The organism is Streptomyces ovatisporus (assembly GCF_042653885.1).
GTDB classification, from domain to species: domain Bacteria; phylum Actinomycetota; class Actinomycetes; order Streptomycetales; family Streptomycetaceae; genus Streptomyces; species Streptomyces ovatisporus.
Genome location: NZ_JBHSFH010000003.1, coordinates 75,481 through 92,509 on the forward strand (window position 1 = coordinate 75,481; position 17,029 = coordinate 92,509).

The 17,029-nt window shown below is 70.7% G+C and carries 12 protein-coding genes; 7 read left to right on the top strand and 5 right to left on the bottom strand.

Features of this window, described 5'->3' with window-relative positions:
• Positions 1 to 83: 83 nt before the first annotated feature.
• The gene (locus ACFPA8_RS02090) at positions 84 to 359 is read left to right on the top strand and encodes an ATP-binding protein (RefSeq protein WP_386441341.1); all 276 of its coding nucleotides are present in this window, start codon (positions 84 to 86) and stop codon (positions 357 to 359) included.
• 84 nt (positions 360 to 443) lie between these two features.
• Here ACFPA8_RS02090 and car read toward each other — a convergent pair whose 3' ends face one another.
• The 5 genes from car to ACFPA8_RS02115 form a co-directional block, all read right to left on the bottom strand.
• Positions 444 to 3,989 carry a carboxylic acid reductase gene (gene car / locus ACFPA8_RS02095; RefSeq protein ID WP_386441344.1) on the bottom strand — a complete coding sequence of 1,182 codons (3,546 nt, stop codon included), beginning with the start codon at positions 3,987 to 3,989 and terminating at the stop codon, positions 444 to 446.
• A gap of 247 nt (positions 3,990 to 4,236) precedes the next feature.
• Positions 4,237 to 4,557, bottom strand: coding sequence for a hypothetical protein (locus ACFPA8_RS02100; RefSeq protein ID WP_386441347.1), 321 nt, complete (start codon positions 4,555 to 4,557; stop codon positions 4,237 to 4,239).
• Between the two features lie 140 nt (positions 4,558 to 4,697).
• Positions 4,698 to 5,474 carry an endonuclease/exonuclease/phosphatase family protein gene (locus ACFPA8_RS02105; protein WP_386441350.1) on the bottom strand — a complete coding sequence of 259 codons (777 nt, stop codon included), beginning with the start codon at positions 5,472 to 5,474 and terminating at the stop codon, positions 4,698 to 4,700.
• A 296-nt stretch (positions 5,475 to 5,770) separates the two neighbouring features.
• Entirely contained in the window at positions 5,771 to 6,313 is a 543-nt protein-coding gene (locus ACFPA8_RS02110; RefSeq protein WP_386441353.1) for a DUF1707 SHOCT-like domain-containing protein, read from the bottom strand.
• A 230-nt stretch (positions 6,314 to 6,543) separates the two neighbouring features.
• The gene (locus ACFPA8_RS02115; RefSeq protein WP_386442761.1) at positions 6,544 to 7,707 is read right to left on the bottom strand and encodes an MFS transporter; all 1,164 of its coding nucleotides are present in this window, start codon (positions 7,705 to 7,707) and stop codon (positions 6,544 to 6,546) included.
• Positions 7,708 to 7,969: 262 nt separating this feature from the next.
• Here ACFPA8_RS02115 and ACFPA8_RS02120 point away from each other — a divergent pair, with 262 nt between their 5' ends.
• The 6 genes from ACFPA8_RS02120 (at position 7,970) to ACFPA8_RS02145 (ending at position 16,994) form a co-directional block, all read left to right on the top strand.
• The gene (locus tag ACFPA8_RS02120; protein WP_386441356.1) at positions 7,970 to 11,692 is read left to right on the top strand and encodes a nitrate reductase subunit alpha; all 3,723 of its coding nucleotides are present in this window, start codon (positions 7,970 to 7,972) and stop codon (positions 11,690 to 11,692) included.
• A 56-nt stretch (positions 11,693 to 11,748) separates the two neighbouring features.
• Entirely contained in the window at positions 11,749 to 13,422 is a 1,674-nt protein-coding gene (narH, locus tag ACFPA8_RS02125; protein ID WP_386441359.1) for a nitrate reductase subunit beta, read from the top strand.
• Positions 13,419 to 14,048, top strand: a complete 630-nt coding sequence (narJ, locus tag ACFPA8_RS02130; protein ID WP_386441361.1) for a nitrate reductase molybdenum cofactor assembly chaperone — start codon at positions 13,419 to 13,421, stop codon at positions 14,046 to 14,048. The genes narH and narJ overlap by 4 nt, the downstream gene beginning before the upstream one ends.
• Complete coding sequence (gene narI, locus ACFPA8_RS02135) at positions 14,045 to 14,779, top strand: respiratory nitrate reductase subunit gamma (protein WP_386441364.1); 735 nt, start codon at positions 14,045 to 14,047, stop codon at positions 14,777 to 14,779. The genes narJ and narI overlap by 4 nt, the downstream gene beginning before the upstream one ends.
• A gap of 86 nt (positions 14,780 to 14,865) precedes the next feature.
• A complete protein-coding gene (locus ACFPA8_RS02140; RefSeq protein WP_386441366.1) occupies positions 14,866 to 15,855 on the top strand; it encodes an Acg family FMN-binding oxidoreductase in 990 nt (329 codons plus the stop codon).
• 434 nt (positions 15,856 to 16,289) lie between these two features.
• A complete protein-coding gene (locus ACFPA8_RS02145) occupies positions 16,290 to 16,994 on the top strand; it encodes a GAF and ANTAR domain-containing protein (RefSeq protein ID WP_386441368.1) in 705 nt (234 codons plus the stop codon).
• Positions 16,995 to 17,029 lie beyond the last annotated feature (35 nt).

Here is a 17,029-nt window from a genome sequence, read left to right on the forward strand (position 1 = left end):
AGGTGGCCGACGTGCCGGACATCGATGATGTCGAAGCCGACGCGTGAACGTCGTTCTCCCCTCCCCAGGCCTCCGTCCAGGCGGTGGCTCAGGTGGCGTCCGACGGCCGGCTTCGCATCGAGATCCACGACGACGGCCTGGGAATGGACCCCGAGCATCTTGCCGAGGTCAACGCACGGCTCCGGCGCTCTCCCGATCCGGGCGGGGGCTTCACCAACCACATCGGGCTCGTCGTGGTCGGCTGCCTGGCCCGGCATCACGGCATCGAGGTGGAGTTCAGCCCGGCGCGGTCCGGCCGGGACGGGGGCACGACGGCGACCGTGCTGCTGCCCGCGAGCCTTTGTTCTCGGGCGTCGTGACAGCTGGAGGCAGTGGCGGACGTGGAACCCCCCGGCCGGGCCCGGCCCGGGGATTCCACGTCCGCCCCGCCCCTCGCCGTCCGCTCAGAGCAGCCCGAGGTGCCGGAGATCCGTCACGTACTTGGCGACGAGCGACGGCTGGAGCGAGGGGATGCCGTCGTGCCCGTCGGCTCCCGCTTCCCGCACGGCTGCGGTGAACCGGTCCGTGGGGAGCGTCCGTTCGGCGGGGGCGAGCTGCCCCGGTGTGCGGAAGGCGTCCATCAGCGGGAGCAGGGAGTGCTGCCGCTGCCGCTCCGGCAGGCCCCGCAGGGCCGTCTCGAAGCGCCCGGACCACTCGTCGTAGTCGTCGATGCGCCGGATGCGCTGTCCGCTCTCGATCAGCCAGTCCACGAAGACGTCGAGTGAGACGCCGTCGTCGTGCGGATTGACGACGTTGCAGGTGCGGAAGCCGTCAGTGGTCCGGTCCCCGATCGCGGCGACGGCCCAGGCGGTGAAGTCGGCCGGCAGACCGTGGAGTCGGGCCCGCTGCCGGTTGCCGCCCGCGTCGGTGCCGTAGAAGGAGCGGGGCGCGGTGCCGGAGGCGACGAGGCTGAGCAGCAGGCGGGTGACGACGTCGGGGACGTTCAACTGGCCGCGGTAGCGGGTGTGCGCGAGGATCATGTCCGAGCGGAGGACCGTGCAGGGCAGTCCGCACAGGTCGTGGGCCTCGCGGAGCAGCACCTCACCCGCCCACTTGCTCGTGCCGTAGCCGCTCGCGTACGCCGAGTCGACGCGGCGTACGGGGACGGTGGTGCGGATGTCGCCGTCCTCGGTGAGCGGCCCGGCCGACCGCGTGCCGACTGCCACACTCGACAGGAAGGCGAACCGTTTGACGCGCGTGGTGAGCGCCAGTCTGATCAGTTCGGCGGTGCCCGCCACGTTGGGGCCGAACAGCTGGCTGTAGGGCAGCACATGGTTGACCAGGGCGGCCGGGTGGACGACGAGGTCGACTTCGGCAGCGAGCCGCTGCCAGTCCCGCTCGTCCAGACCGAGGCCGGGTTCGGCGATGTCGCCGGCCAGCACCCGCAGACGGCCGTCGGCCGACTTCCGGTAGCGCTCGAGGAGTTCGGGGTCGCCGCTGTCGAAGGCCGCGTCGAGACGGCGGCGGGCGGCCTCCGGGCCGGCACCCCGGACGAGGCAGATCAGGGTGCCTCCCCGTTCCGCCAGCCGTTCGAGCCATTCAAGGCACACGAAGCGCCCGAGGTAGCCGTTGGCGCCGGTCAGCAGGACCGTGCGGGGCGGTCCGTCCGGACGCGGGAGTGTCCGGGCCTCGTCGAGTACCCGGGCGCCGGCGAAGGTTTCCAGGCGGAGATCCCCGGCGCGGATCTCCGTGGGCTGCGGTCCGTGCACGCCGGCGTAGGAAGGGCGGTCCTGACCGGAGGCGAGCCGGGTCCCGATGTGGTGCGCGAGCTGCCGCAGATCGGTGGCCGGACTGGTCAGGACGGCGACGGGGACGTCCACTTCGTAGATCTCGCCGAGCAGCCGGGACAGGGACAGGGCGGAGAGCGAGTCGCCGCCCAGGTCGGTGAAGCGCGCCCCGGGGTCGATGTCGGCGGAGGGGCAGCCCAGCAGGCTCCGGGCGGCACGCCCCACCGTCTCGAGCACGGGCCGTTCCCGGCCCTCGCGGCGCAGGGCGCGCAGTTCGTCCGCCTGCTCGGCGGCGATGTCCGCGTAGAGCTGCTCCAGGCGCGCGCCGTAGCGTTCCTTGGCCCGGGGACGGGAGAGTTTCCCGGCATCGGTGAGGAGACCGTTCCCGACGGAGAACGGTTCGGTCTCCACGATGAAGTCGCGTGGAATCTCGTAGGACTTGAGCCCGGCTTCCTTCGCGGCCTCGCGGAGTGCCCGGCTCAGGGCCGACTTGAGCGCGCCCGCGCTCCCCCCGGCCTGCTCGATCGTCTCCGGAGTCGGTACGACGGTGGCGAGGAGGTGGGAGCGCTCGCTGCTGCCGTGGACGAGTATCTGCCGGATCTGCGGACTGGCGGCGAAGACCGTCTCCAGTCGCGAGAGTGCCACCAACTCGCCCTGGGAGAGCTTCAGTACGTTCTTCGTGCGGTCCACGTACACGTACTCGTCGGGGCCGGTGCGGGCCATGATGTCGCCCGTCCTGTAGAAGCCCTCCTCGTCGAACGCCTCCGCGGTGGCCTCCGGCCGGTTGAAGTAACCGGCCATGATCATTTCCGTCTTGATCCTCAACTCACCCCTGGGGTACGGGGTATCGGTACCGAAGTAACCCAACTCCGGTACGTCGACGAGCTTGTGGTCGGTCACCGGCGGGGCCAGCTTGTGCCCCGTCGTGATCATCCCGGCTTCCGTCGCGCCGTAGCCGTCGGCCGGTTTCAGCTCCAGACACGCCTCCAGGAACGCCCGCGTCTCGGCGTCCAGCGGTGCGCTGCCGCACATGACGCGCACGATCCGCCCGCCGAGGACGTCGTCCCTCATCTCCGTGAGCACCGCTTCCTCGACGGCGGCCGGTTCGCCGCCCGCGGCCACACGCCGGTCCACCGCGCTCCGGTACTGCTGGAAGACCATCTCCGAGACGCGCGGGACCAGCATCAGGTCGGTCGGACGGGCGAGGGACATGTCCTCGAACAGCTCCGACAGGTCGCCGGCAGCCGTGAAGTAGTGCACACCGCCCGCGCTGAGCGTGCTGAACAGCATGTAACGGCCCGCAAGGTGGCTCATGGGCAGGTAGTTGAGCGTGATCACGGGTGTGTCGGTGGTACGCCACGACGCGCCCCACAGGTAAGTGGCGAGCCGCTGCGTGTACATGGCCCCCTTGGGAACGCCCGTACTGCCGGAGGTGTAGAGAAGCGAGGTCAGGGAGTCGTCGGCCACGTCCGTACGGAGGGGTGCGGGCGGCAGCGCACCTCCGCGTGCGAGCATCGCGTCCAGCGTGTCGATCGTGACCTGCGACCCGGCATCCGCGAGGCGTTCCGCCGCTTCCTCGAACCGTTCACGCCGCTCGTCCACCCGCAGGTCGCAGTCGAAGACGACCAGCCGCCGCAGCGACGCACTGCCCAGCGCCAGCTCAACGCCTGTGTCGAGGAGTTCGGCACTGACCGCCAGGACGCGCGGCTCCGTCTCCGCGACGAGCGGTGCGAGCTCGGACGGCGTCGCGGTGATGTGCAGCGGCACGGAGACCAGGCCGAGATGGATGCACGCCAGGTCGACGGTCGCGTAGTCACCGCTGGTGAAGCCCAGCGTGCAGACGAAGTCCCCTGCCGAGACGGGGGACTTCACGTCACCGGATAATTCGTTCGCGAGCGCCTGGACCCTGGCCTGTACGTCGCGGTAGCTGATGGTCCGGAACTCCGGCAGCAGTTCGTACGTCGTTCGGCCGGTCGTGGCGTCCTTCACCAGCTTCTTCGCGCGCTCGCCGAAGGCGGGGCGGTCCGCGTAACCCTCCAGGACCGTGGCCATGATCTGCGGGAGCCGCATGCCGGGTGCCCGGATCGCCCCGGTGACGGCGTCCAGCGGTCTGGCTGCCCTGAACTGCTCGTCGTGTGCGTACAGTTCAGCAGTACGGCGAGCCACCGGCGATTCAGCCGAGTGGGCATCGCTCCGGCTTCCGGACTGTTCGTTCACTGCCATCTCCGTCTCCTGTTCGCCGTCACGACGGGCTCCGGTCGGAAACGGCGACTCTATGCACTCAGCCGAACACTGTGGCGGGTTGAGCACATTGGTGCGCACTGGAGCGGGCAGACGGACGACTCGGCTTCAACTCGCATACCGCAAGCCGGACTTCACGCCCCGGTCCGGAGGGCTGCGACGCCGGCGCTCAACACGAAGCGGCCGGGCCCGGGGCCGGCCGCCAGGACGGCGGACCGGCTGCGATCCCTCAGCCCCGCTCACGTCCCGGTAGCGGGGCTCCGTCCAGGAACGCCTCGTACGCATCCCGGGCGTCGTCGTCGACGGCGGGCAGGGCGGGGCCGTACCGGCCGTCGGTCCGGTCCCGCTTCGGGCCGGAGACCCAGAAGTCCTCCCGGGTCTCCACATCGCAGAAGTTGCCATCGGACATGCCAGGTTGACGGCGCAGCGTGCGGCCGTGGACGTAGGCCGTCTTCCACGTCTTGGAGAATCGCACCCAGGCGATCCACGACGGGCCCCGGTCGATGTCGTAGCCGGTCTTGAGCTGCACGTACATGATTCGCCGGGGCATGAGCCGACAGTAGTGAACCGCCGCCGGAGCCGGCACTCGGTTTTCGGGCGGCCGGACGCCCCGTCAGCTCGGACGCCCCCGCCACACGCAGCAGTGGGCCGCAGCCCCCGGTGAGGGAGCTGCGGCCGACGGCCGAGTGGTCAGAACGTCGCGGTGAACCGGTACGCGAAGTGGTCGGAGCCGAAGCGCTGCAGGCGCTCGACCAGGGTGTTCTTCACCGACCGGGTGGCATAGGCCTGGTCGATCGGTGTGCCCTCGGCGCCCTTGACCCGGATGTACTGGACACTGCCCGGCAGCTTCAGCGAGCGCGGCCGGTTGAAGTCGCCGACCACGAAGACCGGCAGCTCGGGGTGCTTGCCGTGCAGGTTCTTGATGACCGAGCGCAGCTTGTCCGCGTGCTTCAGCCAGCGGCCCTGCCGCTCCGGATGCTTGCTCCAGGCACCGGAGATGAAGTGCGTGTTCATCATGACGAACCGCTGCTTCTTCGCCCGGTGTTCCAGGAGTGCCCAGGTGACGTAGCGGCTCGGCGTCACCCGCGCCTCGCCCTTGTGGGTCAGTACGGCGTCGGCCTTGATGAGCTTGAACGTGTCCTTCCGCCAGGAGATCGGCACTGCTCCTGCCGCGCCCTCCCGCGGCAGGAAGTGGCCGTACCCGGAAAGTTCGGTCCGCAGCCGCTTCCGGTCGGCCGCGGTGTTCATCTCCTGCCAGCCGATCACGTCGCCGTGCGGCTTGAAGGTGGCCTTCCCGCGCCACACGTTGTGGGTGGCGACCTTCATCTTGACGGCGGCCGCCGCGGCGGGCGAGCCGCCGGCGGGCGCCGCGTCCGTCGCGGCGTTGGCGGACACGGTGGAGAACGTGATCCCTGAGGCCATCAGGGCCGCCACGGCGCCGAGCAGCACCCTCGTACGCGGTCTCATTCAGAAGCTCCTCGAGGTCGGAACGTTGGAACGGAACGGTGGACCGGGTGGCCGGAACCGGCGGCCTCCAGCCGGCCGGCCAGGGTCTCCGTGCATGTGGGAGCGGCGACCGCAACCACCGTGCTCAGTGGCGGGTGACGCACCGCCGCACGTGACATCGCTCGTCGTCGGCCGACCGGACGATTCAAGAAGGCGGGCATACAAAGCGGATACATTCCGGCCGGGCACATCGGCGGCGCCGCCTCAAGTGCGTACACCGGGCCGCCGATCACGCAGATCTCGGGTACGCCGGGGGTTCAACGCCGCGCATGGCGGATCTTCAACCGCCCCAGCGCCATGGCCCCGGAGATCCGGATTCTCGGCCCGCCGGGGCGGGAGCGCCGCGGGGTCTTGTAGAGCGCGTCCTTCCACACGGTGCGCAGACCCTCGACGTCGACGACCGCGTCGCGAGGCACCGTGATCTTGGCTCTGCCGGAGCCGAGCTGCAACTCGATGTCGACCACCGGATGTTCGATGACCGCCCGGGACAGGTCCAGGTGCACCCTCCCGAACGCGGACTCGACCTTGAGCGTCCGGGGAACCCGCCATGCGCCGCGCCGCCGGATCCGTCCGTTGAGGGCGGCGATCGTGGACGTGGTGCCCGCATTCCCCTCCGGGAGCGAGGCCAGTGCCGACACGAGCTCGCCGTGCGTCTTGGCGGTGAGCACCTGGTGGAGGTGCTCGTCCATCTCCTCGTACGAGATGTGGCCTTCGGCGTACGCCTCCTGCAGGCGCTGCACGGCCGTTTCGCGGTCGTCTTCGCCGATGAGCGGCGACGGGTCTTCCGGCGGAGGAGGCACCGTCTCACTCTAGTAGGCGGCCGGCGCGGCGCCGGGGGTTCCCCGATACGGACGGCACCGGCGAGGAGTGGGAAGCCCGGACACCGGCCCGGTTCCGGCCCTCCGGAAGCTGACGCGGTGCACGCCGGACGGTCGTCGGGGACGGGATACGGGGGACGGGATACGAGGGACGGCGGACGGGAGACAGCGGACGGGGAACGGGAGGCGGGAGACGGGGGACGTCCCGCAACTCAGGCCTGTGCCGGGGCGTTGCGGGCGCGGCGCCGTACGTTGGTCACGGTGAACACCCCGGCGGCTGCCGAGGTGACGGCCAGCAGGAGATATCCCCAGGTGAACTCGCCCGTGGCCCCGAGGACCACGCCCATCACCAACGGCGGGAAGAACCCCCCGAGCCCTCCGGCGGCGCCGACGATCCCGGTGACCGAGCCGACCTGCGCCGCGGGCACGAGCCGGGCGACGAGCGCGAACACGGCGCCCGCTCCTGCTCCGAGGCCGACCGCCATCCCGAGGAAGGCGGTCGTCCCGACGGGGTTGAGCGGGGGTTCGAAGGCGCAGACGACGGCGAGCGCGGCCACAAGCGTGTAGACGGCGACGAGCACCGGAACGGGGTGCAGCCTGTCGGACAGCCAGCCGCCCAACGGGCGTGCCACGACGGCGAGTACGACGAAACCGGCGGTGCGCACCGCCGCGTCGGAATGCCCGAGTCCGTAGGCGCTGGAGAGGTAGGTGGGCAGGTAGACGCTGAAGGCGACGAATCCTCCGAAGGCCACGGCGTAGAGGAAGGCCAGCCCCCAGGTGCCGCTTGTCCGGGCGCCGGCAACCATGCGGCTGACCAGTGACCCTGCCGGGACGGCACGGTCCGGATGGTCGCGCAGAAGGATGTGGGCGGTGACGGCGTAGACCGCCAGGACGACGGCCGCCAGGTCGAAGGGGAAGCTGTTCGACACGGCGTCGGCCAACTGCACCGTGGTGAACGCCGAGATGGCGGTACCGCCCGTGCCCATACCGAAGATGCCGAGTGCCAGTCCGCGACGCTGCGGCGGGTACCAGGCGTTGACGAAGGGCACTCCGATCGCGAACGTGGTGCCGCCCAGCCCGAGGAAGAACCCACCGGCGATCACTTCGGCGAAGGAGTCGGCGAGGTGGCCCAGGTAGAGCACGGGCAGGATCGTCAGGGCGGAGACCAGGGGGAACATCCGGCGTGCACCGACACGGTCGGTCAGACCGCCCACGGGGACGCGTCCCAGAGATCCGACGATGACGGGAACGGCCACCACCAGGGACTGCTGGAACGAGCTGAGGCCGAGTTCGTCGGCGAGCGTCGAGCCCAGCGGCGCCAGCAGGGACCACGCCCAGAAGGCGACCACGAATCCGGCGGTGGCCAGGGCGAGCATCAGAGCGGGCTGAGCGGAGGCGGGCGTACGGTCCGTCCCGGGTGTGCCGTTCCGGTTCAAGAATCCTCCCTCGTTCCGACGAGCGGTCGCCCGCCTGAGCCGCCTGTGGTTCCGATGCCCACGGCAGTCCGCTACGACACCGTTACGGCTGAATCCTCGCGTGACGAAACATTTCACCCGTGGTCCGAGTCGAACCGCGGATCAGCGGGTACGCCTCGCTGGCAAGTGCCACTCCCAGCCTGTGTACGGACGAGGTGACAGCGTGACGGACCGCACGACTCCGGACACGAGAGGTACAGAGGCGGCGGAGGCCCGGCCGGCGGGGGACGCGCTGCTGCGGGCCGGCCGCTTCTTCACGCGCCGCGAAGTCACCCCGGACATGCGTGCCGAGTTCCGTGCGGGCGGCCGCGAGGGCGATGTCTTCTACCGGGACCGGTGGAGCCACGACAAGGTGGTGCGCTCCACGCACGGCGTGAACTGCACCGGCTCGTGCTCGTGGAAGGTCTACGTCAAGGACGGGATCATCACCTGGGAGAGCCAGGAGACCGACTATCCCTCGGTCGGCCCGGACTCGCCCGAGTACGAACCGCGCGGCTGCCCGCGCGGAGCGGCGTTCTCCTGGTACACGTACTCGCCCACCAGGGTCCGGTTCCCCTACGCACGCGGTGTGCTCACGGAGATGTACCGGGAGGCGAAGGCGCGCCTGGGCGACCCGGTGCTCGCGTGGGCCGACGTCGTGGAGGATCCGCAGCGCCGCCGCCGCTATCAGCAGGCACGCGGCAAGGGCGGGCACGTGCGGGTGTCGTGGGAGGAGGCGGTGGAGATGGTCGCCGCCGCGCATGTCCACACGGCCAAGCGGTGGGGGCCGGACCGGATCGCGGGCTTCTCGCCGATCCCGGCCATGTCGATGGTCTCGCATGCGGTCGGCTCGCGGTTCATCGAGCTGGTCGGGGGCTGCATGACCTCCTTCTACGACTGGTACGCGGACCTGCCCGTCGCCTCCCCGCAGGTCTTCGGCGACCAGACGGACGTACCGGAGTCCGGGGACTGGTGGAACGCGGCGTATCTGCTCATGTGGGGCTCCAACGTGCCCGTCACCCGTACCCCGGACGCGCACTGGATGGCCGAGGCGCGCTACCGCGGCCAGAAGGTCGTGGTGGTCTCCCCCGACTACGCCGACAACACCAAGTTCGCCGACCAGTGGCTGCCCGCCCAGCCGGGCACCGACGGGGCGTTGGCCATGGCGATGGGCCACGTCATCCTCAAGGAGTGCTTCGTCGAGCGGCGGGTGCCGTTCTTCGTCGACTACGTCCAGCGCTACACGGATCTGCCGTTCCTGGTCACGCTGGAGGAGCGGGACGGCGCGTACGTACCGGGGAAGTTCCTGCGCTCCAGCGACCTCGGCGGGACGGAGGAGGGCGCCGAGTGGAGAACCGTGCTGGTCGACGGCCGTACGGGAGAGCCGGTCGTACCGAACGGGACGATGGGCGACCGGTGGACCGAGGAGGGTGCCGGGCGCTGGAACCTCGAACTCGGCGATGTGACTCCGCAGTTGACCCTTCTCGGTGAGGACGCGGAGCCGGTCGCGCTGCTGCTGCCGCGCTTCGACACCGCGGACGGCGGGGCGACGGGCCAGGACGACGCGGTACTGCGTCGCGGAGTCCCGGCCAGGCGCGTCGGGGGCCGGCTGGTGACGACGGTCTTCGACTTGATGCTGGCGCAGTACGGCGTACGGCGGGAGGGGCTGCCGGGGCAGTGGCCGAGCGGCTACGAGGACGCCGGGTCGCCCTGCACGCCCGCCTGGCAGGAACCGCTGACGTCGGTTCCCGCCGGGACCGTCGTGCGGATCGCACGGGAGATGGCGCACAGCGCCGAGCGTTCCGAAGGCCGCACCATGATCATCATGGGGGCGGGGATCTGCCAGTGGTTCCACGGTGACGCCACCTACCGGGCGATCCTGGCGCTGCTGATGCTGACCGGGTCCATGGGACGCAACGGCGGGGGGTGGGCCCACTACGTGGGGCAGGAGAAGTGCCGGCCCGTCACCGGCTGGTCGACACTGGCGTCGGCCACGGACTGGCAGCGCCCGCCGAGGCAGGCGATCGGTACGGCGTACTGGTACACCCACACCGACCAGTGGCGCTACGACGGATACCGGGCCGACGCTCTCACCTCACCGCTGGCGAAGGGCGACCTGTCCGGACTGCACACGGCCGACACGCTCGCCCTGTCCGCCCGGCTGGGCTGGATGCCCTCGTACCCCCAATTCGACCGCAATCCGCTCGACTTGGCGGACGAGGCGGAGGCCTCCGGAGAAGACGTCGCGGTGTACGTCGCGGGGAAACTGGCCGCCGGCGAGCTGGGCTGGGCCTGCGAGGACCCGGACGCCGAGGAGAACTGGCCGCGCTGCCTGACGCTGTGGCGGGCCAACCTGCTCGGCTCGTCCGCCAAGGGGAACGAATACTTCCTGAAGCATCTGCTGGGCACGCACACCAGCCTGCGCGCGAGCGAGACACCGGAGGACCGGCGGCCGCGCGATGTGACGTGGCGCGAGGACGCCCCGGAGGGCAAGCTCGATCTGCTGCTCGCCCTGGACTTCCGCATGACCAGTTCGACGCTGCTCGCCGATGTGGTGCTGCCGGCGGCGACCTGGTACGAGAAGCACGACCTGTCCTCCACCGACATGCATCCCTTCGTGCACGCCTTCACCCCGGCCATCGACCCGCCGTGGGAGACCCGCTCGGACTTCGCCGCGTTCACCGCGATCGCCCGCCGCTTCAGCGAACTGGCCCGCGAACACCTCGGCGTGCGCCGCGACATCGTCACCACGGCGCTCCAGCACGACACCCCCGGCGAGACGGCGCAGCCGCTGGGCACCGCCACCGACTGGCGGGCCGACGGCACCGCCCCCGTACCCGGCCGGACGATGCCCGCCCTCACCGTGGTCGAACGCGACTACGGCGCCGTCGCCGACAAGCTCGCCTCGCTCGGCCCGCTCACCGAGCGACTCGGCCTCGCCACCAAGGGAGTGGCCTTCCACCCGAAGCCGGAGGTCGACCGTCTCGGGCAGCTCAACGGCCTGATGCTCGGCGGAGCGGGCGACGGACGGCCTGCCCTGGACACCGATGCCAAGATGGCCGAGGCCGTCCTCGCCCTGTCCGGGTCGACCAACGGCCGTCTCGCCGTGGAGGGTTTCCGCGACGCCGAGCAGCGCGTGGGACGACCGCTGGCGCACCTTGCCGAGGGCAGCGAGGAGCGGCGGATCACCTTCGCCGACACCCAGGCCCAGCCCGTGCCCGTCATCACCTCCCCCGAATGGTCCGGCAGCGAGACCGGTGGCCGCCGCTACGCCGCCTTCACCACCAATGTCGAGGAACTCAAGCCCTGGCACACCCTCACCGGGCGCATGCACTTCCTCCTCGACCACGACTGGATGCACGAGTTCGGCGAGGCGCTGCCCGTCTACCGCCCGCCGCTGGACATGCATCAGCTCTTCGGCGAACCGCAGATCGGCCCGGACGGCGAGAAGCAGGTCACCGTCCGCTACCTGACGCCGCACTCGAAGTGGTCGATCCACTCCGAGTACCAGGACAACCTGTTCATGCTGTCGCTGTCCCGCGGCGGCCCGACGGTGTGGATGAGCCCCCAGGACGCCGAGACGATCGGCGCGAGCGACAACGACTGGGTGGAGGCGGTCAACCGCAACGGCGTCATGGTGCTGCGCGCGATCGTCTCGCACCGCATGCCGCCGGGGACGGTGTTCGTCCACCACGCGCAGGAACGCGTCGTGAACGTGCCCATCGCCGAGAGCAGCGGACGGCGCGGCGGCATCCACAACTCCCTGACCCGCATCCTGATCAAGCCGACGCATCTCATCGGCGGTTACGCCCAGCTCTCCTTCGCCTTCAACTACCTCGGCCCCACCGGCAACCAGCGCGACGAAGTCACCGTCATCCGCCGACGCTCCCAGGACGTGAGGTACTGATGCCCCGCCGCGACTCCCGTGGAAAGACCCGGGGGGAGCCTGCCCCCGGACGCGTCATGGCGCAGCTCGCCATGGTCATGAACCTCGACAAGTGCATCGGCTGCCACACCTGTTCGGTCACCTGCAAGCAGGCGTGGACGAACCGCAGCGGAACCGAGTACGTGTGGTTCAACAACGTCGAGACCCGGCCGGGCCAGGGCTATCCACGGCGGTACCAGGACCAGGAGAAGTGGCAGGGCGGATGGGTCCGCACCCGCGGCGGGCGCCTGAAGCCCAAGGCGGGCGGCCGGCTGCGCAAACTGCTCACCATCTTCGCCAACCCCGTACTGCCCGACATCCGCGACTACTACGAGCCCTGGACGTACGACTACGAGAACCTCACCTCCGCGCCGCTCGGCGACGACTTCCCCGTCGCACAGCCCAAGTCGCTGATCTCGGGCGAACCGATGAGCGTGGAATGGAGCGCCAACTGGGACGACAACCTCGGCGGGGGCCCCGAGGCAGCCGAACTCGACCCGGTCGTCGAGCGGATGCGCAGCGAGGCGGAGGAGAAGGTCCGCTTCGGCTTCGAGCAGGCGTACATGTTCTACCTGCCGCGCATCTGCGAGCACTGCCTGAACCCGTCGTGCGTGGCCTCGTGCCCGTCCGGAGCGATGTACAAGCGGTCCGAGGACGGCATCGTCCTCGTCGACCAGGACCAGTGCCGGGGCTGGCGGATGTGCGTGACCGGCTGCCCGTACAAGAAGGTCTACTTCAACCACCGCACCGGCAAGGCCGAGAAGTGCCACTTCTGCTATCCGCGCGTCGAGGTCGGCCTGCCGACCGTGTGCTCGGAGACCTGCGTGGGCCGGCTGCGCTACATGGGCCTGGTCCTCTACGACGCCGACCGGGTCGGCGAAGCCGCCTCCGTCCCCGACGAGAAGGACCTGTACGAGGCGCAGCTGGGGCTGCTCCTCGACCCGGAGGACCCCCGGGTCGCCGCCGCCGCGCGGCGCGACGGCATCCCCGAGGACTGGCTGGAGGCCGCCCGCCGGTCGCCGGTCTACGCCCTGGCCAAGAAGCACAAGGTGGCCCTGCCGCTGCATCCGGAGTTCCGCACCATGCCGATGGTCTGGTACATCCCGCCGCTCTCCCCCGTCGTCGACGCGCTGACGGAGACCGGGCACGACGGCGAGGACCTCGACAATCTCTTCGGCGCCATCGACTCGCTGCGCATCCCCGTGGAGTACCTGGCGGAGCTGTTCACGGCAGGCGACCCGGCGCCGGTCCGGGGCGTACTGCAGAAGCTGTCCGCCATGCGCTCCTACATGCGTGCCGTCAACCTGGGGGACCCACCGGACGAATCCGTCGCCGGGGCCGTCGGCATGACGGGGCGCGAACTCTCCGCCCTGTACCGGCTTCTGGGCGTGGCCAAGTACAACGACCGCTACGTCATCCCCACCGCCTACGAGGCGGAGGGACGGCAGCTGGAGGAGGCCCACTGCAGCCTCGACTACGAGGGCGGCCCCGGCGCGTACGGCAGCGGCCCGTTCGGTGAGGCCTCGGGCAAGCCCGTCCCCGTCTCCGTGGAGACCTTCCACGCGCTGAAGGAGCGCCAGACCAGCGGCTCGATCGCCGATCCCGAGGACAAGCGGTCGCGCGTCAACCTGCTCAACTGGGACGGCAAGGGCCGGCCGGACGGCCTGTTCCCGCCCGGCCCCCCGCGGAACGAAGGAGAGGAACGCCCGTGACCTCCGGGCGCGACGCCGCCGTCATCTGTCAGGCAGCCTCCGTGCTGCTCCAGTACCCGGACGAGACCGTACGGGACCACCTCCCCCTGGTGGCCCGTGCGCTCGCCGCGCTGCCACCCGGTCCGGGCCGTGAAGCGCTGACCGGTTTCCTCGGCCATCTCGAAGCCACACCGCCCCGCGACGCGGCGGAGACGTACGTCGCCACCTTCGACCGGCGCCGCCGCTGCTGCCTCTACCTGACCTGGTGGACCGACGGCGAGACCCGCCGCCGCGGCAACGCCCTCGCCGTCCTCAAGGAGCGCTACCGCCGCGCGGGGCTCGAACCCGCCGCGCACGAGCTGCCCGACTATCTGCCGCTCGCCCTCGAGTACGCCGCCACGGGCGACCTGACCGACGGGCTCACGCTGCTCCAGGAGCACCGCGCCGGGATCGAACTGCTCCGCCTCGCCCTGCGCGACGCCGGTTCCCCTTACCACGCGGTGGTCGAGGCGGTCTGCACGCTGCTGCCCGGCCCCTCCCCGCAGGACCGCGCCGCCGCACAGCGCCTGGCCCGCAACGGCCCGCCCACCGAGACCGTCGGCCTGGAGCCGTTCCCCGCCGCAGATCTGGGAGGTGCCCGCCGGTGACCACGCTCGGCATCCTGCTGTGGGGCGTACTGCCCTACGTCACCCTCGCCGTCCTGATCGGCGGCACCCTCTGGCGCTACCGCTACGACCAGTTCGGCTGGACCACACGCTCCTCACAGCTGTACGAGTCGCGGCTGCTGCGCATCGGCAGCCCCCTGTTCCACTTCGGCATCCTGGTGGTGATCGTCGGGCACGTGATCGGGCTGCTCATCCCGGAGAGCTGGACCACGGCCGTGGGCCTGTCCGAAGCCGCTTACCACGTGCAGGCCCTCGTCCTCGGCACCGTCGCCGGGATCGCCACCCTCGGCGGCACGGCGATCCTCATCTACCGCCGCCGCACCAGCGGCCCGGTGTTCATGGCGACCACCCGCAACGACAAGGCCATGTACGTCGTCCTCGTCGCCGCTCTCGTCGCCGGCCTCGTCACCACTCTGCTGGGCGCCGGGGTGGTGGGAGAGGAGCACAACTACCGCGCGACGGTCTCCCCCTGGTTCCGCTCCGTCTTCACTCTCCAGCCGGACGTCGAGGCCATGGGCGCGGCCCCGCTCTCCTTCCAGGTGCACGCCCTGATCGGCATGCTGCTCTTCGCGGTCTGGCCCTTCACCCGGCTGGTGCACGCCTTCACCGCGCCCGTCGGCTACCTCTTCCGGCCCTACGTCGTCTACCGCTCGCGCGCCCACGGCGCCGCGTCCAGGCCGCCGCGCCCCGGCTGGGGGCCACCCGGCCCCTGAACCGGCCGGAGGCTTGCCCCGTGCACGCCACCCGACGAGGATCGATTCCAGAGCACACGGCCGGGCAAGCTCCCAGGGAGGCCCCCATGCAGGTGCCAGAACTCGACGCGAAGACCGTCACCTCACTCATCGCCGACGCCACGGCGGCCCCCTCCATGCACAACGCTCAGCCGTGGCGGTTCCGCTTCCTCTCCGGGCCCCGCACCGTCCAGCTCTACGCCGACCTCGACCGCGCGATGCCCCACACCGACCCCACCCGGCGCGCGCTCCATCTCGGCTGCGGCGCCGCCCTGTTCAACCTCCGCGTCGCCGCCGCACACGCCGGCTGGGAGCCGGAGACGCACCTGCTGCCCGACTCCTCGGACCCGCAGCTGCTCGCCGCCGTGCACCTGACCGACCCCGTCAGCAGCAGCTTCCACCTCGCTCAGCTGCACCCGGCCGTGCGGCGCCGCCACACCAGCCGCCATCCGTTCGCGGACAAGGAGGTCCCCGAGCAGATCAGGACCGCGCTGTGCGACGCGGCCGCGGAGGAGGGCGGACAGCTGACCTTCCCGGGCGCCTGGCACGTGGATTCACTGCTGGAACTCGTACGGGACGCCGAAGGCCACGACACCCTCGACCCCGACCGGTTCGAAGACGTGGCCCGCTGGACCCGCATCGGTGCCGCCGACGCCGACACGGCCACCGACGGCATCCCGGAGTACGCCTTCGGGCCCCGCAAGCGCGACGGCAAAGCCCCGGTACGTGACTTCGCCGGGCGGCGGCCGATCGCGGACCGCGGCTCGACCACCTTCGAGGAAACCCCTCAGCTCGCCCTGCTGGGCACCCCCGGCGACCACGTCGGCGACTGGCTGCGCGCGGGGCAGGCGATGGAGCGCGTCCTGCTCCTGGCCACCCTCGAAGGACTGGCCACCGCACTCACGTCCCACCCGCTGGAAGTGCCCGAGCTGCGCAGGCTGACACGCGACCCCCTGTCGGACACCGGCGCCGTCCAGATGGTGCTGCGTCTGGGCTACGGCCCACAGGGCACGGGAACACCGCGCCGTCCCGTGGACGAAGTGCTCGAGCGCTTCTGAGACCGGCCGACGCGCGCCGGCCTCGCACGCGGCGCGCGGACTGCGGCGTCCTGGAGACGCACGGACGCTGTGACCCGGATCGTTTCCGTCCGGGGCGGACCAGGAGACCCCGACGGCGCCCTCCGCGCCCCGTGCGGGGGCCTCGCCGGGCTCCCGCAGGCCGAGCAGAGGAGCCCCGGTCCGACGCCGTTCGAACGGCACGGGGCCGGACAGGCCCCGGACAAGCCATGGTGCTGCTCACGCGACGTACGGTGGGTGGCGTGGGTCCAGGTGCTCCACAGCATGGATGGCGACTGTGTGGCGCGCTGTACCGGAGTTCTGCCACTGAGTAGTGGGAGCAGCCCGGAGAGGGGCCTGGGAGCGCACTGGCAGCCGGCAGTTCGCGATCGACCGGACGTCACCGTCCGGCCAGGTCGTCGAGATGGAGCGGTGCTGTGAAAGAAGATCGCAGAGTCCGGCTGTGGAACGAAATCGTCGAACACGCACATGGTGAGGCGATTGCGCTCTGTCATGTCTGCGCCGCAGCGATCCGCGCTGCCGGAGTCGGAGCAGCAGCCGTCACGATGGTCCTCGATGCCGGCCCCCGCGAAGCGGTCCACGCCAGTTCCCAGCTCGCTTCGGACATGGCCGAGCTGACCGCGACGCTGGGTGAAGGACCCGATGCCTCGTCCGACAGCCCGTGTCTGGTGGCGGATCTCGCCGCTGACGAGTGCCGGACGCGCTGGCCGGTCTATGCACCGGCGGCACTGGCAGCCGGAGTACGCGCGGTGTTCGCTTTCCCGCTGCGCATCGGCGGGGCCGGTGTCGGGGTCATGACTCTGTACCGCGCCGAGCCCGGCAACCTCAGCCGTGATCAACTGGCCGACGCACTGATACTGGCCGACACCGTCCTGGGGTTGCTGCTCGATACGGGTCGGAACCCCCAGACGTCGCTGGACGGCCGCTGGTCCGAGCAGACCGGTCCATGGCATCCCGAGGTCCACCAGGCCACCGGCATGATCACTGTGCAGCTGGGCGTGACGGCGGCGGTGGCACTCGTACGGCTGCGGGCGTACGCGTTCTCGCAGGACCGGCGGTTGAGCGAGGTTGCCGGGGACGTGGTGGCACGGCGTCTGCGGTTCGACGGAAGCGAGCCGTAGGCATGGAGTCGGTGATCTTTTCTTCCGGCACCGGG

Bases quoted from the DNA above. Each gene is read 5' to 3' on its own strand.
- ACFPA8_RS02100 (WP_386441347.1), bottom strand. From the start codon at position 4,557: ATGCCCCGGCGAATCATGTACGTGCAGCTCAAGACCGGCTACGACATC.
- narH (WP_386441359.1), top strand. From the start codon at position 11,749: ATGGCGCAGCTCGCCATGGTCATGAACCTCGACAAGTGCATCGGCTGC.
- ACFPA8_RS02105 (WP_386441350.1), bottom strand. From the start codon at position 5,474: ATGAGACCGCGTACGAGGGTGCTGCTCGGCGCCGTGGCGGCCCTGATG.
- car (WP_386441344.1), bottom strand. From the start codon at position 3,989: ATGGCAGTGAACGAACAGTCCGGAAGCCGGAGCGATGCCCACTCGGCT.
- ACFPA8_RS02115 (WP_386442761.1), bottom strand. From the start codon at position 7,707: ATGCTCGCCCTGGCCACCGCCGGATTCGTGGTCGCCTTCTGGGCGTGG.
- ACFPA8_RS02140 (WP_386441366.1), top strand. From the start codon at position 14,866: ATGCAGGTGCCAGAACTCGACGCGAAGACCGTCACCTCACTCATCGCC.